The organism is Synechococcus sp. O70.2, assembly GCF_047462135.1.
Classification (GTDB): Bacteria; Cyanobacteriota; Cyanobacteriia; order Thermostichales; family Thermostichaceae; genus Thermostichus.
On sequence record NZ_JANSIS010000007.1, the window covers coordinates 105,558 to 127,370 of the forward strand.

Here is a 21,813-nt window from a genome sequence, read left to right on the forward strand (position 1 = left end):
GACTAAAGAAGGTCGCTAGGGCTTCCCAGCACCATGTGCGACCTCGCCAGCGCACCTTCTGCCTTGACGTGGGTTAGCTAAGCTCGTAGGCGAGCAGGTACGTTTCTTCGGGTAGGCATTTTACCTAGGCTAAAGTTGGCTCCGCCTTTGGCCTGTGTGATCGCTCAAGAGCAAGGAGCAACTACCGTCAGCTCGACGGGAAGTGACGCCTGTGGAGATCCCTCTAGTGGGGTAGTGGAGGTGAACTCTGCTGCTAGCTATGGGTCGTGGAAGCAGGAAGAAAGCCTCAACCTGGAGCACAAGTCCGCTTTTGTCCGGGGTTGTAGAAGTCTTTCAGAGCGGATCAAAGGCAAAGGTAATCTGCACAGCCCCCGTGGAATCCACCTCAACCTTGCGCAGGACTTCCCGCAGGTAGGCGCGGCGCTCGCTTTCGCTGAGATCCTGCCAGAAGGGCGGGAGGGAGAGGGTTTGGACGGTCTGGGTGAGGTTGGCAGGGGGGAGCTGCTCTAGCTTTTGGGCCAAGCGGGCTGTCTCTGCTCGCAGCTGGTAGCAGCGCTGGGCTAGCGAGGGCTCGTCCAGCAGGCCGGCTTGTCGCAGCTCTTCCAGTTGCCGCAGCCGCTCGGCGTTGGCCTGGAGTTGGGCCTGGAGCTGTTGGCGAGTTTGGGCTAGAGCCTGCCGATCCAGCGTCTGGAGCCGTTGGGGCAACTGCTCACAGACCTGTCGAATTACCTCCTGCTGGACTTCAGCGTAGCGGAGGCTATAGCGGCAGGTTTGGCAGCGCAGGTAGAGGTAAGAAGAGCCGTTCCTTTTGCCCTTGCTGGGGGTTGTTTGCACAATGCGTAGCAGGCTGCCACAGGCCCGGCAGTGGACGAGTCCGGCCAAGGCGCGGGAGGCGCTGGCGCTGCGGCGCGGGATCCCTCTGTTGCGTTTCAGCCAGCGATCGATCTGGGCGGCTTCGGTGCGGCTGAGGAGAGCTGGGTGAGTATCGCGCAGAACAGTACCGTCGGCGTAGGCCAGATCCCCCCGGTAGACCGGGTTGAGCAGCCAGTTGCGCCCGGTGGCTACTGAGATGCGCTTGTGGTGCTTCTCCGCAATGAAGCGCACCGCCTGGCGCAGAGATCCGTAGAGGAGAAAGTGCCGGAAAAAATCCTGAACAATGGGGGCCTGGCGGCAATCGGGGATATAGCGACCCCCTTCGCGGCGGTAGCCAAAGGGAGGCGGCCCGGGGGGAGGCTTGCCTGCCAGACGGCTTTGAGCCTGGCTTTGACGGCGACGGCGGCTTTGCAGGTGATGGGGAACCTCGGCCAGCAACGGGATCCACTCGCCAGCAGTGCTAGGGGTTTGTAGGCCATCTGCCCTGACCAGGCTAAGGCGGACCCCAGCCTGTTGGATTTGCAGCAGCCGCCCGTGCACCTCATCCAGCTGATCCCCCAAATCCGACAGGCGCACCAGCAGCACCTGCTGCACCGAGCCACTGGCCACGCCCTGCAGCAGCTCCTCCAGGTAGGTACGGGATCCCCAGTCGTGCCAGAGAGGATCAGCCCCGTGGGCTTTTAGCCAAGCCAGCTCCTCTTCTGGCCAAGGAGCATAGGCCGGCGTGTAGAGGTAGCCGCAGACGCCCATGGACAAATCTCCTGCCACCGCCGCTGCCCTCCTGCTCGGCTGCCCCCCCGCGATCCCAGGTGAAGGCCGCGACGGCCAGGCCAGCGCGCCTCAGGCCGCCTGCCCTATTCCGCTGCTGTTGCCGCATATTCCAGCTCTTCTTCTGCCACCCTCAAGGGTGCCTCCTCGACCTGTTCCGCCTGTCCTTGCTTGGCAGCCCGCAGTTGCTCGCGGTACTTGGCTGCCATTTCCTCGGCTTTCTCGTAAACCAGCTTGGGATCCCGCAGCATATCGCCGGGATTGGGCTCCAGCTGCTTAGTTGATAGCGAGATCCGGCCCCGCTCCGCGTCTAGGTCGATGATCATCACCTTCACTTCGTCGTTGACGTTAAAGACGCTGTGGGGTGTGTCGACGTGCTCGTGGGAGATCTCGGAAATGTGCAGCAAGCCGGAAACGCCGCCAATGTCAATGAAAGCACCGTAGGGCTTGATGCCGCGCACCGTGCCAACCACCACCTCGCCCACCTCTAGCTTGTTCATCTTCCGCTCCACTAAAGCCCGGCGATGGCTCAACACCAAGCGGTTGCGGTCTTCGTCCACCTCGAGAAACTTCAAGGGCAGCTCCTCGCCCACTAGCTCTTCCTTGGGCTTGCGGGTGCTGATGTGGGAGCCGGGGATAAAACCGCGCAGCCCCTCGATGCGCACCAGGGCGCCCCCGCGGTTGGTGGCAAAAATGGTGGCCCGCACCGTGGCATCCTCTTTTTGGAGCTGGCGCACCCGTTCCCACGCCCGCATGTACTCAATGCGGCGGATGGAGAGGGTCAGCTGGCCCTCCTCGTTCTCTTCAGTGAGGATGAAGAACTCGCGCGTCTCTCCGGGCTGGAGTACCTCGTGGGGATCTTCCACCCGGCTGATAGACATCTCCTGCAGCGGCAAGAAGGCAGCGGTTTTGGCCCCAATGTCGATTAACGCGCCACCCGGTTCCACCGAAAATACTGTGCCGGTTACAATTTCGCCGGGGCTGAAGCGATAGTCGTACTTGTCCAGGAGAGCGGCAAAGTCCTCGGTGGTAAAACCCACGTCGGCAGCAGCGGTAACTCGAGTCATAGGGGCTTACTAGCAGAGCAGTTGCGCAAGTTCAAACCACAGCCAGACCTAGACTAGGAGAAGGCATGGGCATGCCTCCACCTTCACACCCAAAAGGGTAGGTCCTGGAAATACTATCCTAGCTCAAGGAAGAAGCTTTTGTAGCAAATTTCCTCGCCCTCCTGCCAAGCTAGTAAGAAAGTGGCCCAGGGAGCGTTGGGAGAAAGGCAGTTGCATTTCATTGACCAGGTGGAGATTGAGGTGCAGGGGGGAAATGGGGGGGATGGCATTGTGGCCTTCCGCCGCGAGAAGTACGTGCCTGCCGGCGGACCCTCGGGCGGCAATGGGGGGCGGGGCGGCTCGGTGATCCTAGTGGCAGATCCGGGGCTGCAGACTTTGCTGGACTTTCGCTTCCAGCCAGTCATCAAAGCCGAAAACGGCTCAAAAGGAGGACCCAACCAGCGCACGGGGGCCAGCGGGGCGGATCGGCTGGTGCGGGTGCCCTGTGGCACGATGGTGTTCAACGCGGAAACGGGCGAGCTCCTTGGAGATCTGGTGCAGCCAGGGGATCAGCTGCTGGTGGCCCGGGGCGGCAAAGGGGGCTTGGGCAACGCCCACTTCTTGAGCAACCACGATCGCGCCCCCCGCCGTTTTACTAGGGGCCAGCCGGGGGAGCGGGTGCGGCTGCGCCTGGAGCTGAAGCTCATTGCTGAAGTGGGGATCGTCGGCCTGCCCAACGCCGGCAAGTCAACCTTGATTTCCGTGATCTCCTCCGCCCGGCCTAAGATTGCGGATTACCCCTTCACCACGCTACAGCCCAATTTGGGGGTGGTGCCCCATCCCTCGGGCGATGGGGTGGTGTTTGCCGATATTCCCGGCCTCATTGAGGGAGCCCACCGAGGGGTGGGACTGGGGCATGACTTTTTGCGCCATGTGGAGCGCACGCGGCTGCTGATTCATTTGGTGGACGGCACGGTGGCCGATCCTGTCAGGGCTTACCAAGTTGTGCAGCAGGAGTTGCGCGCCTACGGCCACGGGCTCATCGACAAGCCGCAGATTGTGGTTTTAAACAAAATCGACGCCCTCGAGCCGCAGGAGGTTGTCGAGCGCACCCAGCGGCTTGCAACCGCCGTCGGCGCTCCAGTCTTGGCCATCTCGGCAGTGGCCAGGCAGGGTTTGGATGCTCTCCTGCAGCGAGTGTGGCAGAGTCTGGGCCGGGATCCAGAGCCCCCTCGACCTGGGGGCAAGATCCAGCTAGCAGCGCCTCAAGAGAAGCCTAGAATAGGAGTGCCCCCGCTTCCCCCAAGCCCAGAGATGAGTGGCTATGTACGTCTCCGAGGAGGATCTGCCACCCGACTTGCGCCAGATTAAGCGGGCCGTTGAGCAGGCGACGCAGGCAAGGGCAGGATCCTGTCTGGAGCTGGCAATGCTGCTGCGCCTGTTGGAGGATCTGCACCGCACCATTTTGGAGGGAGCCTTCCAAGAAGCTTTGCCCAACACCCGGCAAGAGCTCTATCAAGTACTTCAAGAACTAGAGGAGGCAGGTGACTGGCCCTACCTGCCGCGTTTGCACATCCAGGCGCTGATGCAGCAGCTCAAAGACTGGCCGCAGAGCTCCCTGTCGGTGCCGCCCACCCCTCGTCCTGTGGTGGAGGTCTCGGAAAGCCGTTCTGAGTCTTGACGTTTTCTGATGGCCGAATACTTCAAGCTCCATCCCCAACACCCCCAGCCTCGCTCCATCCAGCGCATTGCAGCCGCGCTCCGCGAGGGGGCGGTCATGCTTTATCCCACCGACACGGTCTATGCCATCGGCTGCGATGTCACTCACAAGCAGGCAGTGGAGCGGGTGCGGCACATCAAGCGGCTTTCTAACGACAAGCCTCTTACCTTTCTGTGCCCTTCGCTTTCCCAGATTGCTCAGTATGCCCAGGTGAGCGATCCCGCCTATCGGCTGATGCGGCGGCTGATCCCTGGCCCGTTTACGTTTTTGCTGCCAGCCACCAAGCTGGTGCCTCGGTTGGTGATGGATCCCAAGCGAAAGACCACTGGCATCCGCGTGCCCGATTCGGCCATCTGTCAGGCGCTGTTGGCCGAGTTGGGTAACCCCATCGTCTCCACCTCTGCCAAGCTGGGCAGGGATCCCATCGGCTCGTTGGAGGTGGGCTTTGATCCGGCAGCGGATTGGGAGGAAGGGGGAATCTTTACCGCCGAGGAAATGCGCCAGTTGGAGAAGCAAGTGGATCTGATAGTGGATGACGAGGCTCCCTATCGGGCCCAGGTCTCGACCGTCATCGATCTCACAGGGCCGGAGCCGCTGCTGGTGCGGGCCGGGCTGGGCTACAAGCAGGTGGCGGATCTGCAGTGGGCAAAAGAGCCGGGCAATTGAGGCACAGACCCTGGGTTTTCCGCCTAGCTGCTTGCTCCTAGAATAGGGTCGTCCTGCCGGTGTGGTCCCATGCCTGAAACCTTAGCTGAAAAAAAGTCGGCGCTGTTGCAGCTTTTGGAGACGACCGACCGGGGCCGCAGGGTTTCCCCTAGCCAAAAAAACCAGATTCTGGCTCACATTGCCGCCCTAGAAGTCCTCAACCCTACCCCTAACCCCCTAGCAGCTCCTGAACGGTTGGAGGGGACTTGGCTGAACCTGTTCACCACTAGCGCCGCTTTGTTGCGGCTGGCCCCTTTGCCCCTTTTGACCACCGGCGAGATCTATCAGTGCATTCGAGCCCAGAAGGGCCAAGTCTTTAACGTGGCCGAAATCCAGGGATCCGGCTGGCTGCCGCGGGGGATCTTGGCGGTGGCAGCCCGCTTCTATCCGGCATCGGAACGGCGGGTCAAGGTGCTGTTCGAGCGGCTGCTTGTGGGACTCCAGGCGTTGATGAGCTACGAGATCGAGAGTTTTCTCTATCTGCTCGAACGGGATCCCGACCGGCTCCCGGTTATCAAGATTGACCTGGGTTGTCGCAAGCCAACGGGCTGGCTGGATATCACCTATTTGGACGAGGATCTGCGGATTGGCCGTGGCAGCCAAGGGAGTCTCTTCGTGCTCAGGCGGGTGGGCGAAAGTAGCTAGCTGGAGACGCACTACCCCACAGCTAAAGCCGGGGGTCTTCACCTCGCGTTTTCTCGATGAGAGCGAAGCTGATCTCACAGAGGGTCTCCAGGGCCCGGTAGGACGCTTGCAACGCCTGCAACTTCTCTTGGGACTGTTCCAGTTGCCGGGCCCATTCCTCTTGTTGAGAGTGCAGCTTTTGGTTTTCCCATTTTGTGCACTGTAGAAGGCGCTCGAGTTGCTGCTGCCGCTGCTGGAGCTGGGCTTGCTCTGCTTTTGCCTGCTGTAGTTGGATCCCTTGGCGTTCCAATTCTGCCTCCAGGGCAGCAACTTGGGATTGCAGCTGGCGCAGCGCTTGCTCTGGGCTAGGCTTGGGTCGTAGTCGCGGCTGGCCGCCGTGATCGGCAGGATCGAACGGAGATAGAGCTTCTAGCAGCGCTTCTCGGAAGCTGCCCCAAGAGGTCGACTGCAACGCCAGCCGGGCCAGCCACCAAACCCCATAGGCAGCCCCTAGCCCGGCCACTAGGCCAGGAATCCCAGCCAAGGAGAGGGAAACCTTGGGCAGGGTCGGCAGGATCTGATCCAGCAGAGCCACCACCCCGGCGAAGACGAGGAGCCCGCTCCCTGCAGCAGCAGCACCGGAGATCCAAAAGGAGCGGACAAGCTTCGCCATCTGGTAGGCCAAGACACTAGCCCTGAGGGACTCATATAACGCCTGCCACCCCCCAGTTTATCTCGTCGCTCTTGCTAGGGCACCTGCCAAGCTCGTTGGTGATAGCTCTCCAAGGAGGCCCAGGGATCCGCTGCCCCTGCGGGGGCATGGTGGTGTTCAGAGTGATGGTGGTGAGGACCGTGCCCATGGGAGTGATGGTCATGGTCGTGGGGATGAGGATGGGAATGTCCTGCTCCCAGCTCTGCGCTCACCACCAGGCGAAACTTGCAGAGGTGGCAGTTCACTGGAGTTTGGCCCTGGAGAGCCTCCTGCTCCAGTTGCTGCAGGGTGTGCAGCACCGTATCCACTATGCCCAATTCTGGCAGCATCAGCCAGTCAATCTCGGGGTGGCAGCGCCGCTGCTCCTGCACTGCCGCCTCGATTCTTTTCACCAGTACCCCTGTAAAGAGAAAATAGGGCAACACGAGAACCCGGCGCGGCTGCCAAGAGAGGGCTCGCTGCAACCCCACGGGCAGGCGCGGATGGGTAATGCCGATAAAGCAAGTCTCCACGGCCGCAAACCCAGACCCTTCCCAGAGCAGTCGAGCCAGCTTACAGGCTTCGGCGTTGGCTTCGGGATCACTGGAGCCGCGGCCGACAAAGAGCAGCACCGTCTCCGCTTCCGGGATCCGCTGCGGCTGGGCGGCCAGCAAAGTGGCCATTCGCTCCCGCAGCATTTGCAAGATCTCAACGCGGATCCCCAGCGGCGCGCCGTAGTGGACGCGCAACTGCGGGTGGAGGGCCTGGAGGCGATCCAGCTCTGTGGTCACGTCGAACTTGTTGTGGCGCGCCCCAAACAGCAATAGCGGCAGAGCCACGATCTCCTGCCACCCCTGGGCCAAGCAGTGTTCCACCCCTTGGGCAATGGTCGGCTGGGCCAGCTCCAGAAAGCAAGGGATCACCGGCCGATGGGGCGTGAGAGCTTGGTAGGTCTGGGCCAGCTCCAGGAAGGCTTGCTGTCCCTCTGGGTCACGGGATCCGTGGCCAATGAGCAACAAGGGCAAGGACGCAGAAGGGGACTGCCCAACGGTAGAGGAAGGAGAAAAACTGAGGGTATTCAACACGAAAACTCCGTTCCTTGGGAATTGCAAAGGTCCAGGAAAAAGCAGGTGGGTGTTTTCGCTGAGGGAGCGGATTGGCGCCCCACTTTCCCCAGCCTGCCTGGGCCTTTTAGGCTAGCCTGCCGCTAGTTGTTCACCAAGGCCCCCCAGGGGGATTGCCGCCTCCGGGGAGATAATTCCAAACCCTTGTCCTGATCCCTAACTCCCTCCTCTCCGAGCAAGAGGGGCTGGGGGTGAGGGCTGAAAGTGCCGCAGGCGCAGGGCATTGGCCACCACCGAGACAGAGCTGAAGGCCATGGCTGCCCCCGCCAACATGGGGTTGAGCAGCCAGCCGGTGAAGGGATAGAGCGCCCCGGCAGCAATGGGGATCCCCAGGACGTTGTAGATAAAGGCAAAGAAGAGGTTTTGGCGAATGTTGGCAAGGGTAGCCCGGCTGAGTTGGATGGCGGCAGCCACACCCCGCAAATCGCCCGATACCAGGGTAATGTCGCCGGTGGCCATAGCCACGTCCGTGCCCGTCCCCATGGCGATCCCCACATCGGCCTCAGCCAGGGCCGGCGCATCGTTAAGGCCGTCTCCTACCATCACCACCCGCCCCTGAGGCCGCCTAAGCTGGCGAATCAAGGCTGCCTTCTGCTCAGGACGGACTTGGGCAATGACTCGCCGGATCCCGACCTGCCGGGCAATGGCTTGGGCAGTGGTGGGGTTGTCGCCAGTCAGCATAACCACCTCCAGCCCCATCTGGTGCAGCTGCTGCACAGCTTCAGCGGAAGTGGGCTTTAGCGGATCGGCAATGGCCAGCAGTCCCAGAAAACTCTCCCCTTGAGCCACGCCAATGACGGTTTTGCCCTCGTTCTCCCAAGCTTGAGCCCGCTCCTTGCTGGCGGGATGGCAAGGGATCCCCATCGCCTGCAGCCAGCTCAGCCGACCAACACGCACCGGCTGTCCCTCTACCCAGGCTTCTATCCCCTCGCCTACTCTTGCCTGGAAGTGCTGGGCTGGCGGGAGCGCGATCCCTTCTGCTTCGGCTTTTTGCACCACTGCCCGGGCTAGCGGATGTTCTGAGTACTGTTCTGCCGCAGCCGCTAGACGCAACAGCCCTAGGGGAGAGGAGGCTGGAGTCCAGATATCGGTAACAGCGGGACGGCCAGCGGTGAGAGTGCCGGTTTTGTCCAAGACCACGGTGGCGAGGCGATGGGCCAAAACCTCCAAGCTCTCAGGCCGCTTCACCAGGATCCCCAGCTCTGCTCCTCGCCCTATGGCCACCTGGATCGAGGTGGGGGTGGCCAAACCCAAGGCACAAGGGCAGGCAATGACCAGCACCCCAACGGCATTGACCAAAGCCAACGTTGGCTTGCCCGCCAGCCCCCACCAGAGCCCAAACGTTACCGCCGCCACTCCAATGACCGCCGGCACAAACCACGAGGTCACTCGATCTGCCACCTGCTGAATGGGAGCTTTGGATCCCTGAGCTTCCTGCACCAGGCGCACGATCTGGGCCAAAAGCGTATCTTTGCCTACCCGCTGGGCCTTCATGACAAAGCTGCCGGTCTGGTTGAGAGTGGCCGCGATAACCTCATCCCCCACCGATTTGACGACAGGCAGGCTTTCCCCGGTTGCCATCGACTCATCTATCGCCGAGGAACCTTCCAGGATTACACCGTCCACCGGCACCTTCTCGCCGGGGCGCACGCGGATGCAATCTCCTACTTGCACCTCCCCAATTGGGATCTCCTGTTCCACCCCCTGGCGAATTACCCTTGCGGTTTTGGGCTGCAGCCCCATCAGCTTGTGGATGGCCTCGGAGGTTTGGGCTTTGGCCCGCTGCTCCATCCACTTGCCCACCAGCACCAGCGTGACGACCACGGCCGCTACTTCGTAGTACACCTCGGGGTGCAGCCCTTGCCGGTGGAAGAAGTCGGGAAAGAGGGTGGCAAAAAGGGAATGGAAGAAGGCGGCACTGGTTCCCAAGGCCACCAGGGTGTTCATATCGGCCGTTCGCCGCCGCCAAGCCGCCCAGGCGCCGCGATAAAACGGCTGGCCCACCCAAAACTGCACCGGTATTGTCAGCAGCAACTGCAGCCACGGATCCTGCAGGGGCAAGCCGGGGATCTCCCTCCCCAGCATCATCGGCAACGATCCCACTAGCAGCGCCGTGCTGATGCCTGCTCCTATTGCCGCCTTCAGCTTCCACTCCCGTTCTGCCGCCCGTTGGGCAATCCGCTCGGGATCCGTCGGCTCCAGCAGTTGCCAATCGTCTTGGAGGAGGTGGGCCCGATACCCCGCCTGCTCCACCGCCTGGATCAAGGCTTGGGGGCTCACCAGCCGGGGATCCCCTTGAACAATCGCCTGTTCGCTGGCAAAGTTCACCGTTTGCGCCGTCACCCCTGGCACCTGGCCCAGCGCCCGTTCAATGCTGACAGCGCAGGAGGCACAGCTCATACCCTGGATGGCCAAGCGCCAAGTGCCGGCAGCCGATGGGGCAGAGGGGTTGGGGGTACCAGAACCAGACATGGCTGCCCTCCGAGTAAAAGCAACGCCAAAGCCTCCTTCCTCCCAACAATGAGGAAAACCCCAGCCGGGAGCTCTGTCCTGCCGACGTCGCTACGCCGGCGGATAGCCCACTTGGGCAAGCACCTGCCGCCAGTCCGTGTCCGTCTGCGCGGAGAGAATCCGCACCTGCTTAGTCTTGGGATCCGCTTCCACTTGGGCCTGGGGATCCCGTTGCCGCACCGCCTGGGCAATGGTCTCCACACAAGCCGAGCAGGCCAGCTTGGGCACCGTCAAAACAACCTGCATCCTGAAAAGCCTCTACACCTCCATAGCTCGATGCTAAGCCTTGCAGGGGGCTAGAAAGTCAAGGGGAGGGAGGCGGATCGTCCAGGTTCCAGCGGTAGTCCACTTGGTAGCCCCGCTGGCGCCACTCTTCTTCCAGTTGCAACTGTTGGGTGAGGGCCTTGCGCAAAGAGGTGATCAGCTCTTGCGTGCGGCCGCGGTTGCCAAAATCCTGTTCCTCGACTGCCGGAAACGTCTGCCGCTCCAAAACCCGCAGCAGAAACTCATAGTGGATGTGGGCTGGCACCGGAATCCGTTTCATCGATCTAGAAGGGATCCATCTTGGTGGCTGGCGAAAAGTTTACGGGGACAACAGGGAGCGCACCCCTTGGCCAGGATCTGGCTGCGTGACCAGGGCTTCCCCCACCAGCACGGCGCGCACCCCCCAGGCTTGCAACTGCTGCAGATCGGCGAAGGTGTGGATGCCAGACTCGCTGACCACCGGCAGATCCCCCAGGCGATCCCGGTAGGCGGCTAGGAGGTTGCGTGTCGTCCTTAAGTCGACTGTAAAGGTTCTCAAGTCGCGATTGTTGATGCCAATCAACACCCGCCCCTTGGCCTGTTGCAGTTGCGGCAAGGCTAAGACTCGCTCCAGCTCCTGAGCGGTATGCACCTCCAGCAAAGCCGCCATGCCCAATCGCTGAACGAGCTTGAGGAAGTAGCCCAAGTCGGCATCCGAGAGAATGGCAGCAATCAGCAGCACCGCATCCGCTCCTAGGCTGCGGGCCCAGAGGATTTGGTAGGGGTAGAGGATGAACTCCTTGCAGAGGATGGGGATCCCTACTGCCTGGCGGATCTGGCGCAGGTACTCGCCGCTGCCCTGAAAAAACCGCTCATCTGTAAGCACCGATAGGCAACTGGCCCCCCCTGCTTCATAGCTGCGGGCAATGGCCACTGGGTCAAAGGGATCCCGGAGGATGCCGCGGCTAGGAGAGGCCCTTTTCACCTCAGCGATGAGAGAGACGGGGTGGGGGGATTGGGTGAGAGCGGCCACGAAATCCCGCACGGGGGGAGCCTGCTCCAGTTGCCGTTGCAATTCCTTGAGGGGAAGCTGCTCCCGCTGGCGCTCCACCTCCTGCTCTTTGTGCCAGACAATGGCTTCCAAAATGTGGCGCGGCTCAGCCTCGGGCGCTGCTATCTGGTAGACCTGCGAGGCGACCACCACCGCTGGGGCAGGGGAACGCCGACGAATAGCAAGCGGTTCACTCTGCAGCTCCATATCGCCCCTGACCAGAACCTTTCACCTCACCCTAGATCACTCTAGGGCTAAGCGGCCAGTTTGAATAGCTACTCCAGGTTTCCCCAAGCAGCCTCTGGCAAAGGCGTTTTTTTTACCCTATCGTTGAGGTTGGGATCAGCAACTGAGATGGCGGGTTAACCTGCAAGTCGAGCGGCGGCCCTAAAGCAGGATTGAGGTTATTGCGGTCCACGTTTGAGGGGGTTAGGCGTGCTGTACCTAGCAGAGCTCTCCAAGCCACTTGGATTTGCCAAGTCGTCTCTGCAACTACTAGCTAAGCAACAGCAGGACAACACCTGGGTGGCCGTCAACGAAGAATCCATCACCCTGGATGGCCGCATTGCTCAAGAAGCCGGGCGCTTCAAGGATGGGGCGCTGGTGCTAGCAGAGGTCTCTGGCAACCGTCAGGTAACTCGCATCAGCGAAGCTGCTCGCCAAGTGGTAACCTACCTGCAAAGTTTCAGCCAACTTCAGCAAAAAGTCCGCAGCCAAGAGGAAGAGATCGAGAATTGGCGCAAGTCCCTCACCTTTCAGGCCCAAGAGCTCACCCGCCGCGAGATGGAGCTGGCTGCCCAAGAAGAGGAGGTGCAGCGGCTGTACGAGCAATACAAAGCGGTCGAGGAGGAGCGCAAACTTCTGGAGAGTCTCAAAGAGGAGCTGACCAACCAGCAAGCCTATCTGGCTGAGCAACAGCGCCTGATTGGAGAGCAGCGAGAAGCTCTCAACCGACAGCGGCAGGAACTGGAAGCTCGCTCCAGCCGCCTTAGAGAAGCCGAAGCAGCCCAGCTCCAGACTTTGTTGCAAGAGGTTCAGGAACATTTAAGTTTCCCTACGGCGCCCCTGGATCTTCTGCAAAGCTTGAAAAGCCAGGTTCAGCAGCAGCAGGAGCACTTCCACCACCAGATGGCCCAACTGGAGCAGGAGCGACAGCAAGCCCAAATTGGCCAAGAGGGGCTGGAGCGGGACTACCAAGCCTGGCGAGAGCGCCGCGCTGCCTGGTGGGGATCCCGCCATGCCCTCGAGCAAAGCCAGGCTAGCTGGCAGGTTCAGCGGCGATCCCTGCAGCTTTACCAAGAGCAACTGCAGAGGATCCTCCAGCAGTTGCACTCTCAGGAGAGCCTCCAGCAAAAAGCCTACCGTTTGGTTCAGGAGTACGACTTCATCGTTGACGGTAGCCGCAACGGAGGGGAGGAGGTGGCGGTCTCAGTGGAGGAGCTGGCGGCTTTGGTTAGCCAAATGCGCCGAGACTACGAGCAGCGGGCGGCCCAGGTTAGCCAGCAGCGGGCTGAGCTGGAGCAGAACCGGCAAACCTTACAGGGGTTACAAGCGCGGCTGGCCACCGCCTCTCCCGAGGAACGGTTTGACCTCGAAATGGAGATCGACTACGCCCAGGCTGCCTGTAGCGCCCTAGAAGAAGCTCTGCTGCCCCAAGAGAAAAACCTGCAGCGGGAGTACGAGGAACTAGCCCGCCACGAGGCTCGCCTCAAGCAGCTACAGAATCAGGCTGCCGCTCCGGTTCGAGTGGATATTGGTCCCCTCCTGGGACAGATGGCCGAGCAAAAGCAGGAGCTGCTCCAGGAAAAAGACCGCCTGCAAACGCTTGTCCACCAACTGGAAGCTTCCCTCTCAGCTCAACAGGAGCAACTGAACCGCCAACAGCAGGACCTGGAGCAGGAGTGGCAACACCTGGAGCAAGAGGAGGAGGCCCTGCGGGCCCGGGCCCGGGCAATGGCCGAAACCTGGGGGCGCCTCAACCAACTGCAAGCTGCGCTTGCTGCTGAGCAGGAGCGCTGGGCAGAGTGGGCAGGGTATCTGGGGCAGTTGGAGGCGGAGCTGAGTCGATACCAAGAAGGGAGCTCCAGCGCCTGGGCTCACCTCCAGCAGGTGCAGGCCCTCTTGGCTGGCCTTGCCCAGGGATAAGCCTTAAGCCTGTCCTAAAGCCTAAGCTCCTTCTAGGGAGCGCGGGGGCAAAGTCGGGATCCTCTTCCTCGCTTGTTGGTTTCAGCAGTTTTTACTTATGTCCACCCCTTCCACTAGCAGCGAAGCCGCTCAACGGGCTGCCCGCCTAGAAAAGGTCCGCCACCTGCAGGAGCAAGGGATCCTGCCCTATGCCTATTCTTTTCCCGTTACCCACCTAGCTGCCGAGTTGCAGGCGCAATTTGCTGACCTGGAGCCTGGCGGGGAGCGGGAGGATGTCCAGGTGGCCGTGGCTGGGCGAATCCGGGCGCGGCGAGTGATGGGTAAACTCGCTTTCTTGACTCTGCAAGATCGCTCTGGCACCATCCAGCTTTACCTGGAGAAGCAGCGGCTAACAGAGCGCATGGGGGAAGTGGCTTTCAAGAACCTAGACAAGCTCATCGACGTGGGCGACTGGCTGGGGGCCAGGGGCTGCCTCAAGCGCACCGAAAAAGGGGAGCTGTCGGTGTGGGTGGACGAATACCAGATCCTGACCAAGGCCCTGCTGCCTCTGCCTGACAAGTGGCACGGCCTGCGGGATGTGGAAAAACGCTACCGCCAGCGCTACGTCGATCTCATCGTCAACCCCGAGGTCAAACAGACCCTGCTCGACCGCGCCAAGATCATCCGCTCCCTGCGGCAGACCCTGGAAGAGCGAGGCTTTGTGGAAATTGAAACGCCGGTGTTGCAGGTCATCCCCGGGGGGGCAGAGGCGCGGCCTTTTGTGACCCACCACAACGCCCTAAATCTAGATCTCTACCTCCGTATTGCCACCGAGCTGCACCTGAAGCGGCTGGTGGTGGGCGGGATCGAGCGGGTTTACGAAATTGGGCGGGTCTTTCGCAATGAGGGGATCTCCACCCGCCACAACCCGGAATTTACCTCCCTGGAGGCCTACCAAGCCTTTGCTGACTATCACACGATGATGGAGCTCACCGAAACCTTGGTGTGCAACGCCGCCCTGGCTGTGCGGGGATCCCTGCAGCTTACCTACCAAGGGGAAGCCATCGACCTCACCCCCCCCTGGCGACGGGTGACGATGCAAGAGCTGGTGGAAGAGGCCACTGGCATCTTCATCGATGTAGAAAAAGAGTGCTCTGAGGAGCTCTTGCCCGCCTTGGCCGCGCAAGGGATCCCCAATCTCTCACCCCAGGACTCTCCTGGCCAGTTGCTGGTCAAGGCCTTTGAGCACTGCTGTGAAAGCCGCCTACGCCAACCCACCTTTGTCCTGGACTATCCCCTGGAGGTATGTCCGCTCACCAAGCCTCACCGCAGCAAGGCAGGGCTGGCCGAGCGCTTTGAGCTGTTCATTGTTGGGCGGGAGACAGCCAACGCCTACTCGGAGCTCACCGATCCGGTGGATCAGCGGCGGCGGCTGGAGGCCCAGGCAGCCCTAAAGGCAGCTGGCAAGGAAGAAGCCCACTTTCTTGACGAAGACTTCCTCACGGCTCTGGAATATGGCCTTCCTCCCACGGGCGGTCTTGGCCTAGGCATTGACCGCCTGGCGATGCTGCTGTGCGATGCTCCCAGCATTCGGGATGTCATCGCCTTTCCCCTGCTGCGGCCCGAAAGCTCCGCCCAAGAAAAAGCCCCCGAATAGGGGCCTAGGCTTGCAGAAGGGCTTTACATCATTACATCATTCCCGGCTTGCTCGGGCGGCCTTTGGCCGGCTTGGGCTCCGGCTTCTCGACGACCACGGCCTCCGTGGTGAGGTACATGGCGGCAATGGAAGCCGCATTTTGCAGGGCCAAGCGCACCACCTTGGCCGGGTCTACAATCCCGCGGGCAAACATGTCCACATACTCGGCGGTCAGGGCGTCGAGGCCGTAGGGCATCTCTTGCTCCAGAACCTTTTCCACCGCTATTGATCCCTCCAGCCCAGCGTTGTGGGCAATCTGATAGAGCGGCGCCCGCACGGCCTGGTAGACGATGTCTGCCCCCACCTGCTCTTCGGCATTCAACTTGGCCTTAAAGTCTGGGATCCCCTTGGAAAGGTGGAGCAGTGTCACCCCCCCGCCAGGGACGATCCCTTCCTCCACGGCTGCTCGCGTGGCGTTGAGAGCATCTTCAATGCGCAGCTTGCGGTCTTTGAGCTCGGTCTCGGTGGCAGCTCCCACCTTGATGACCGCCACTCCGCCAACCAGCTTGGCAATTCGCTCCTGCAACTTCTCGCGGTCGTACTCAGAATCGGTGGTCTCCAGCTGCTTGCGGAGCTGAGCTACCCGCTTTTCTACGGCCGCCTTAGTACTGCCATCGGTAACAATGGTGGTCTTGTCGCGGGTAACCGTGATCTTGCGGGCCGACCCCAGCATGTCCAGAGTGACATTCTCCATCTTGACGCCAATTTCCTCCGAGATGAGCCGGCCCCCGGTGAGGATGGCGATGTCCTCCAGCATGGCCTTGCGCCGCTCCCCAAAGGAGGGAGCCTTCACCGCCACCGCACTCAACACTCCCCGCAGCTTGTTGACCACTAGGGTAGCCAGGGCTTCTCCCTCCACATCTTCGGCAATCACCAGTAAGGGCCGCCCCTCCCGGGCCAGCCGCTCCAGCAGAGGCACCAGCTCCTGCACGTTGGAGAGCTTGTTGCTCGTGATGAGCAGATAGGCGTTTTCGTATTCCGCTACCATCCGCTCGGTATCGGTGATGAAGTAGGGAGAGATGTAGCCGCGGTCAAACTGCATTCCCTCCACTACTTCCAACTGGGTTTCCATCGACTTGGACTCTTCGACCGTGATCACCCCCTCTCGCCCCACCGCATCCATGGCCTTGGCGATCATCTCGCCTACCTCGCTGTCGTTACCGGCAGAGATAGTGGCCACCTCGGTGATGGTCTTGCGATCCTCCACCCGTTTGGCCTGGGCGGCAATCTTCTCCACCAGGTAGGCGGTGGTCTTTTCAATGCCGCGCCGCAGGGCTACAGGGTTAGCTCCTGCCGCAACGTGCTTTAGCCCCTCCTGGATCATGCTCTGGGCCAGGATGGTGGCTGTACTGGTGCCATCCCCGGCCGCGTCGTTGGTTTTGCTGGCCACCTCCCGCATCAACTGGGCACCGGCATTTTTCAAGGGATTGGCCAACTCAATTTCTTTAGCAATTGTTACTCCGTCGTTAACAATCTGAGGAGCGCCAAATTTCTTCTCTAGAACCACATTGCGCCCCTTAGGGCCAATCGTAACCTTGACTGCGTTTGCTACTTGATTGATGCCCTCTTCTAGAGCCTTGCGAGCCTCTTCCTTAAACAAAATCTGCTTTGCCATAGAATCCCTGATCCTCGCTATCTCAACTAGCAACTAGGCCACTTGTTCTAAGTGCTACCGGGCAGAGCGGGATCCTGCGAGGTCGACAGCGATCCCTTCCCTTGGCTAGGTCAAGAGTTAGCACTCTGGAACCTCGAGTGCTAATCTAGCCCAAAGGCGGCAGCCTCAGCAAGATGGCCTGGATGCAGAGATAGCAGGCGGAAGCAGGGAACACTCACGAACTGTCGCTGATGAGGATGTCAGGAAACTGGGCTTGGGCTTCGCTAATGGGGCGGTCGCGCCCACCATTTTGCCAGTAGTTGATGAGCTCAGTGGCTTGGTTGAGCAAGTTGATGCGATCTTCTTCACTAATCCAGCTTTTGCTTTCCAGTTCAGCCTTAAGCTGTTCCCAAGCATCATCTCGGGGCCAGAAGAAGTAGCGGGTGAGAGGACTGCGGTTTTTGGCCACTACTTGATCCACTGCAATGGCCAAATCGTTTTGCAGCCACAAAGCTTTTAGGGCAAATTTCGGCAAGGCTTGTTTCTCCCTAGATAACGACAAGATACAAGCCCGACCTGAGCCGGGCAGAGTTCTATTGTAAACTACCCGTCCTCAGGTAGAAGGCGGTGCTCCCTCCCGGCTGGGTGGGGCTATTGAGGAGCTGGCCTAGCTCTGCCCTTTTTCTTGCGGAGCCTGAAGGGTAGGATGGGGGAGAGGAATGCCTACAGCCAGCTTTAATGGACGACAAGACCGCCCTAGAAACCCTCTCCGTGGTCATGACCACCGTGGGCTCCGAAGCCGACGCCCATCGCCTGGCCCACACCTTAGTGGCCGAGCGCTACGTGGCCTGTGCCCAGGTGCTGCCCCCGATTACCTCCTACTACCGCTGGCAGGGATCCCTGCAGACAGAGAAAGAATACTTGCTGCTGCTTAAGTTGCCCAGCAGTGCTTATCCCCGCCTGGAACAGCGGCTGCGGGAGCTCCACCCCTACCAGGAGCCGGAGATCCTGGCTCTGCCGGCTGCTCAGGTAAGCGCTACCTATCTGGCGTGGGCCCGAGAGCAGGTAGGCTAAGAAGAGCGGTACCCTCTCTAGCATGATTGCCCTCTACCCCGGCAGCTTCGACCCCATCACCTTTGGGCACCTCGACATCATCGAGCGGGCCAGCCGTCTGTTTTCCAAAGTCATCGTTGCAGTCCTGAAAAACCCCAACAAAACGCCTCTGTTTACTCCTGAGCAGCGGCAAGCCCAGATCCTCCTCTCTGTTGCCCACCTAAAAAACGTTGAGGTCGACACCTTTTCCGGCCTGACGGTGGCCTACGCCCGCCAGCGAGGGGCAAAAGTCATTGTGCGCGGCTTGCGGGTGCTATCTGACTTTGATGTCGAGCTGCAGATGGCCCACACCAACAAGCTCCTGGCTCCTGAGTTGGAAACCCTTTTCCTTGCTACTGCTAGCGAGCACAGCTTTGTCAGTAGCAGCTTAGTTAAGGAAGTGGCCAAGCTGGGCGGCCCCATTGACCACCTGGTACCCCCGCCGGTGGCTCAAGATCTGCGGGAGCGTTTCCCCTTAACTTGACCCGCTCTGTCCCCAACTACGAAAACAGGGCCTTGAGCTCTTGCAACGTCTTTCTCACCTTGGCCTGGGCAGCTTCCACCTCTGGTTGGTCGTAGGCTTTGGCGGCAAAGTCGAGTTCTTCCAAGCTGCGGCCCATTTCCTTGGCCAAGCGCAGCATCTCCCGCTTTTGCTGCTGGGGCAAGGTGTTTGCCAGGCTGGTTAGGGTCTTGCGGGTCAGGCCCATCGGCCCGTGAATGTAGGAGCGGATCTCCAGCCAATCCTCAGCGTCCACCAGGCTCTGCAGCCGCTCTACGTGTTGCTCTAGCTGCTGTAGTTCCCGGGGCAAGGCGGCAGCCGCCTGGACAGGAAGGGATCCCAGCCACAGGCCCAACGTTAGGATGGCAAGTAGCAGCAAACTGCGCCAGCGACGCATCATCCTCCACCTCCCACCTGTCTTCACCGGCTTGACTCTTGGCCATTACTTTCTCAGCAACCATATAGTGTACCTGTTGACTGCCCTCCAGCCCTTGGCCGCTCGGAGGAGAAAAGAGCAAATCGGTTAGCCTAGAACTGTAAAAGAATGTAAACGGCGCTCCCATGCAACGCATCATCCTCATGACTGGCAAGGGAGGGGTCGGCAAGACCTCGATGGCAGCGGCGACCGGCTGGCGTTGTGCCGAGCTTGGCCTAAAAACCCTGGTGCTGAGCACCGATCCGGCCCACTCCCTGGCCGACAGTTTCGACCAACCCTTGGGCCACGAGCCGGTGGAGGTCAAACCCAACCTCTGGGGAGCGGAGCTGGATGCCCTGCAGGAGCTGGAACTGAACTGGGGATCCGTCAAGGCCTACATCACGCAGGTGTTGCAGGCCCGCGGGCTGGACGGCGTGCAGGCGCAGGAGCTGGCGGTGCTGCCGGGGATGGACGAGATCTTTGCCCTGGTGCGGGTCAACCGCCACTACGACGAAGGCAAGTTCGATGTGCTCATCATCGACTCAGCCCCTACTGGCACGGCTTTGCGCCTCCTCAGCTTGCCCGATGTTTCCGGCTGGTACATGCGCAAGTTCTACAAACCTTTACAGGGGTTGGCGCGGGTGCTGCGCCCTATTGCCGAGCCGATTGTTAAAGGGCTAACCGGGATCCCCCTGCCAGATGACCAGGTGCTAGATGCCCCCTACGAGTTCTACCAGAAGATCGAGCGGCTAGAGCGCATCCTCACCGACAACCGCATCACCTCGGTGCGCCTGGTAACCAACCCCGAAAAGATGGTGATCAAGGAATCCCTGCGGGCGCATGCCTACCTTAGCCTCTACGGCGTCGCCACCGATTTGGTGATCGCCAACCGCATTTTGCCAGAAGGGGTGGTGGATCCCTACTTTGCCGCCTGGAAGGCTGCCCAGCAGAAGTATCGCCAGCAGATCCACGAGGACTTTGCTCCTCTACCGGTGGTGGAGATCCCGCTTTACCCCGAGGAGCTGGTGGGGTGGGACGCCCTGGCCCGCCTGAAAAAGGATCTCTGGGGAGACCGCAACCCGGCGGAGGTGTTCTACGCTGAGCAGACAATGCAGGTGGTTACCGACAACGGCCAGTACCGCCTAGACCTCTACTTGCCCGGGATCCCCAAAGAGCAGGTGGAGCTGAGCAAAACTGGCGACGAGCTCAACATCCGCATTGGCAACCACCGCCGCAACCTGGTGTTGCCCCAGGCTCTAGCGGCCATGAAGCCGGCACGAGCCAAAATGGAAGAGGACTACCTGCGCATTCACTTTGCCGCCTGAGGGAGCTGCTAGCGGGGAGTACCTAACTGGCTGAGCGTTTTCTCTGGAGGCTGTGATGCACCATCCCGCGCATCCATCGCCAACCGTGGCCCCCATCCATGTGGTGGGCGGGGGGCTGGCAGGGACAGAAGCCGCCTGGCAAATCGCCCAACTGGGGGTGCCTGTTATCCTCTCGGAGATGCGCCCTGTGCGGCAAAGCCCGGCCCACCATACGGATCTACTGGGAGAGCTGGTGTGCAGCAATTCCTTCGGGGCCATAGCCAGCGATCGAGCGGCAGGGCTGCTTAAGGAAGAGCTGCGCCAACTGGGATCTCTGGTGATCGCCACCGCGGATCGCCACGCTGTGCCGGCAGGGGGGGCCCTAGCTGTGGATCGGGCTCGCTTTAGCCAGGCCCTAACAGAAGCCATTGCCAACCATCCTCTCATCACCCTGCGCCGGGAGGAGGTGACCGAGATCCCAGAAGGGATAGCCGTCCTCTGCACCGGCCCCCTGACCAGCAAGCCCCTAGCCAAGGCGCTGCAAGCCTTCACCGGCCTGGAGTACCTGAGCTTTTTTGACGCTTCCAGCCCCATTGTTACCGGGGATTCCCTCAACCGCACAGTGGTGTTTCAGGCTTCTCGCTACGACAGAGGAGAGGCGGCCTACCTCAACTGCCCTATGACAGAGGCGGAGTACGAGCGCTTCTGGCAGGCGCTGGTGGAGGCAGAACAGGTGCCCCTTAAGGATTTTGAAAAAGAGGAGCGCAAGTTCTTCGAGGGCTGCCTGCCCATTGAAGAAATGGCCCGCCGCGGCAAAGACACCCTCCGCTTTGGACCCTTGAAGCCGGTGGGGCTGGTGGATCCCCGCACGGGATCCCGGCCCTATGCGGTGGTGCAGCTACGCCAGGAGGACAGAGCAGGCAAGCTGTGGAACCTGGTGGGCTTTCAGACCAATTTGAAGTGGGGAGAACAGCAGCGGGTCTTTCGCCTCATCCCCGGCCTGGAAGCAGCGGAGTTTGTCCGCTTTGGCGTGATGCACCGCAATACCTTTTTGAACTCGCCGCAGCTTTTGCTGCCTACGTTGCAATTTCGCCGCCGTCCGACCCTGTTGGCTGCCGGCCAGTTGGTGGGCACTGAAGGCTACGCCTGCGCCGTGGCGGGGGGGTGGCTGGCCGGACAGAACGCCGCCCGCCTGGCTCTGGGGCTGCCTTTGATCACGTTGCCGCCGGAGACGATGATGGGATCCCTGTTTCAGTTCATCAGCAGCGCCGATCCCAAGTACTTCCAGCCCATGCCAGCCAATTTTGGCCTCTTGCCGGAGCTGGAGGGGCAAAAGGTTCGCAGCAAACAAGAGCGCTATGGTCGTTACCGGGATCGCGCCTTGGCTGCTTTGGCGGCAACGGGGCTGGTGCGCCAGGTGCAAACTGCCTGAGTTCCTTACCCTCCAAGCGCAAACGGCTGGCTAGCCTGGATTGACATACTCCCCGCCCTGAAGGGCATTCGCGACAGCGGGCCGTAGGCCGGGGATTCTCGTTCTTGGTTCCACGAGCGCACTTACCATGTCAGGTTGCCCCTTCATGGCAGCGGTGCCGCTCTTCCCAAGCGTTCCCCCTTGCGGGGCGGTTCCCTCATGCCCTGAGGTACCGTTCCACACCATGCCCAAGAGTTCTAGACCTCGGCGCAAGATGTTGAGAGCGGCGTTGTGGTCGCGACACAGCACCAGACCGCAACGC

General features: G+C 60.9%; 21 protein-coding genes. 10 read left to right on the forward strand and 11 right to left on the reverse strand.

What is annotated here, in order from left to right:
* Positions 1–333 precede the first annotated feature (333 nt).
* Together NW812_RS09170 and NW812_RS09175 are read right to left on the reverse strand one after the other, a co-directional pair.
* A complete protein-coding gene (locus NW812_RS09170) occupies positions 334–1,641 on the reverse strand; it encodes a recombinase family protein (protein WP_414396079.1) in 1,308 nt (435 codons plus the stop codon).
* Between the two features lie 86 nt (positions 1,642–1,727).
* Positions 1,728–2,708 carry a 30S ribosomal protein S1 gene (locus NW812_RS09175; protein WP_414396080.1) on the reverse strand — a complete coding sequence of 327 codons (981 nt, stop codon included), beginning with the start codon at positions 2,706–2,708 and terminating at the stop codon, positions 1,728–1,730.
* Between the two features lie 210 nt (positions 2,709–2,918).
* Between NW812_RS09175 and obgE the strand changes: the two genes are divergently transcribed.
* The 4 genes from obgE (at position 2,919) to NW812_RS09195 (ending at position 5,757) form a co-directional block, all read left to right on the forward strand.
* On the forward strand, positions 2,919–4,058 hold the full coding sequence (obgE, locus tag NW812_RS09180) for a GTPase ObgE (protein ID WP_414396118.1): 1,140 nt from the start codon (positions 2,919–2,921) through the stop codon (positions 4,056–4,058).
* On the forward strand, positions 4,012–4,368 hold the full coding sequence (locus tag NW812_RS09185) for a hypothetical protein (RefSeq protein WP_414396082.1): 357 nt from the start codon (positions 4,012–4,014) through the stop codon (positions 4,366–4,368). Before obgE ends, NW812_RS09185 begins: the two co-directional genes overlap by 47 nt.
* Positions 4,369–4,377: 9 nt before the next feature.
* The gene (locus NW812_RS09190; RefSeq protein WP_414396083.1) at positions 4,378–5,073 is read left to right on the forward strand and encodes an L-threonylcarbamoyladenylate synthase; all 696 of its coding nucleotides are present in this window, start codon (positions 4,378–4,380) and stop codon (positions 5,071–5,073) included.
* 69 nt (positions 5,074–5,142) lie between these two features.
* A complete protein-coding gene (locus NW812_RS09195) occupies positions 5,143–5,757 on the forward strand; it encodes a PAP/fibrillin family protein (protein WP_414396084.1) in 615 nt (204 codons plus the stop codon).
* A gap of 22 nt (positions 5,758–5,779) precedes the next feature.
* Here NW812_RS09195 and NW812_RS09200 read toward each other — a convergent pair whose 3' ends face one another.
* The 6 genes from NW812_RS09200 to trpC form a co-directional block, all read right to left on the reverse strand.
* Positions 5,780–6,409, reverse strand: coding sequence for a hypothetical protein (locus tag NW812_RS09200; protein WP_414396086.1), 630 nt, complete (start codon positions 6,407–6,409; stop codon positions 5,780–5,782).
* 74 nt (positions 6,410–6,483) lie between these two features.
* Complete coding sequence (locus NW812_RS09205) at positions 6,484–7,512, reverse strand: sirohydrochlorin chelatase (RefSeq protein ID WP_414396087.1); 1,029 nt, start codon at positions 7,510–7,512, stop codon at positions 6,484–6,486.
* Between the two features lie 195 nt (positions 7,513–7,707).
* Entirely contained in the window at positions 7,708–10,023 is a 2,316-nt protein-coding gene (locus NW812_RS09210; protein WP_414396089.1) for a heavy metal translocating P-type ATPase, read from the reverse strand.
* 90 nt (positions 10,024–10,113) lie between these two features.
* Positions 10,114–10,308, reverse strand: a complete 195-nt coding sequence (locus tag NW812_RS09215) for a copper chaperone (protein WP_414396091.1) — start codon at positions 10,306–10,308, stop codon at positions 10,114–10,116.
* Positions 10,309–10,366: 58 nt separating this feature from the next.
* On the reverse strand, positions 10,367–10,606 hold the full coding sequence (locus NW812_RS09220) for a DUF5340 domain-containing protein (RefSeq protein WP_414396092.1): 240 nt from the start codon (positions 10,604–10,606) through the stop codon (positions 10,367–10,369).
* A gap of 39 nt (positions 10,607–10,645) precedes the next feature.
* Positions 10,646–11,563 (reverse strand): indole-3-glycerol phosphate synthase TrpC, encoded by a 918-nt coding sequence (gene trpC / locus NW812_RS09225; RefSeq protein WP_414396094.1) that lies wholly within the window; start codon positions 11,561–11,563, stop codon positions 10,646–10,648.
* 228 nt (positions 11,564–11,791) lie between these two features.
* On the opposite strand from trpC, the gene hmpF reads away from it, so the two are divergent.
* Positions 11,792–13,501: a pilus motility taxis protein HmpF gene (hmpF, locus tag NW812_RS09230; RefSeq protein WP_414396095.1), complete on the forward strand. Its 1,710-nt coding sequence runs from the start codon at positions 11,792–11,794 to the stop codon at positions 13,499–13,501.
* A gap of 97 nt (positions 13,502–13,598) precedes the next feature.
* On the forward strand, positions 13,599–15,137 hold the full coding sequence (gene lysS, locus NW812_RS09235; RefSeq protein WP_414396097.1) for a lysine--tRNA ligase: 1,539 nt from the start codon (positions 13,599–13,601) through the stop codon (positions 15,135–15,137).
* 31 nt (positions 15,138–15,168) lie between these two features.
* Here lysS and groL read toward each other — a convergent pair whose 3' ends face one another.
* Both groL and NW812_RS09245 read right to left on the reverse strand, forming a co-directional pair.
* Positions 15,169–16,791 carry a chaperonin GroEL gene (gene groL / locus NW812_RS09240; protein WP_414396098.1) on the reverse strand — a complete coding sequence of 541 codons (1,623 nt, stop codon included), beginning with the start codon at positions 16,789–16,791 and terminating at the stop codon, positions 15,169–15,171.
* 214 nt (positions 16,792–17,005) lie between these two features.
* Positions 17,006–17,335, reverse strand: a complete 330-nt coding sequence (locus tag NW812_RS09245; protein ID WP_414396119.1) for a 30S ribosomal protein PSRP-3 — start codon at positions 17,333–17,335, stop codon at positions 17,006–17,008.
* A 173-nt stretch (positions 17,336–17,508) separates the two neighbouring features.
* Here NW812_RS09245 and cutA point away from each other — a divergent pair, with 173 nt between their 5' ends.
* Both cutA and coaD read left to right on the forward strand, forming a co-directional pair.
* Positions 17,509–17,844: a divalent-cation tolerance protein CutA gene (gene cutA, locus NW812_RS09250; RefSeq protein WP_414396099.1), complete on the forward strand. Its 336-nt coding sequence runs from the start codon at positions 17,509–17,511 to the stop codon at positions 17,842–17,844.
* Positions 17,845–17,866: 22 nt separating this feature from the next.
* On the forward strand, positions 17,867–18,346 hold the full coding sequence (coaD, locus tag NW812_RS09255) for a pantetheine-phosphate adenylyltransferase (RefSeq protein WP_414390724.1): 480 nt from the start codon (positions 17,867–17,869) through the stop codon (positions 18,344–18,346).
* 16 nt (positions 18,347–18,362) lie between these two features.
* On the opposite strand, the gene psbQ is transcribed toward coaD, so the two are convergent.
* On the reverse strand, positions 18,363–18,761 hold the full coding sequence (gene psbQ / locus NW812_RS09260) for a photosystem II protein PsbQ (RefSeq protein WP_414396100.1): 399 nt from the start codon (positions 18,759–18,761) through the stop codon (positions 18,363–18,365).
* 161 nt (positions 18,762–18,922) lie between these two features.
* Here psbQ and NW812_RS09265 point away from each other — a divergent pair, with 161 nt between their 5' ends.
* Both NW812_RS09265 and trmFO read left to right on the forward strand, forming a co-directional pair.
* Positions 18,923–20,101: a TRC40/GET3/ArsA family transport-energizing ATPase gene (locus NW812_RS09265; RefSeq protein ID WP_414396102.1), complete on the forward strand. Its 1,179-nt coding sequence runs from the start codon at positions 18,923–18,925 to the stop codon at positions 20,099–20,101.
* 55 nt (positions 20,102–20,156) lie between these two features.
* Complete coding sequence (gene trmFO, locus NW812_RS09270) at positions 20,157–21,512, forward strand: FADH(2)-oxidizing methylenetetrahydrofolate--tRNA-(uracil(54)-C(5))-methyltransferase TrmFO (protein WP_414396104.1); 1,356 nt, start codon at positions 20,157–20,159, stop codon at positions 21,510–21,512.
* The last annotated feature ends 301 nt before the right edge of the window (positions 21,513–21,813 follow it).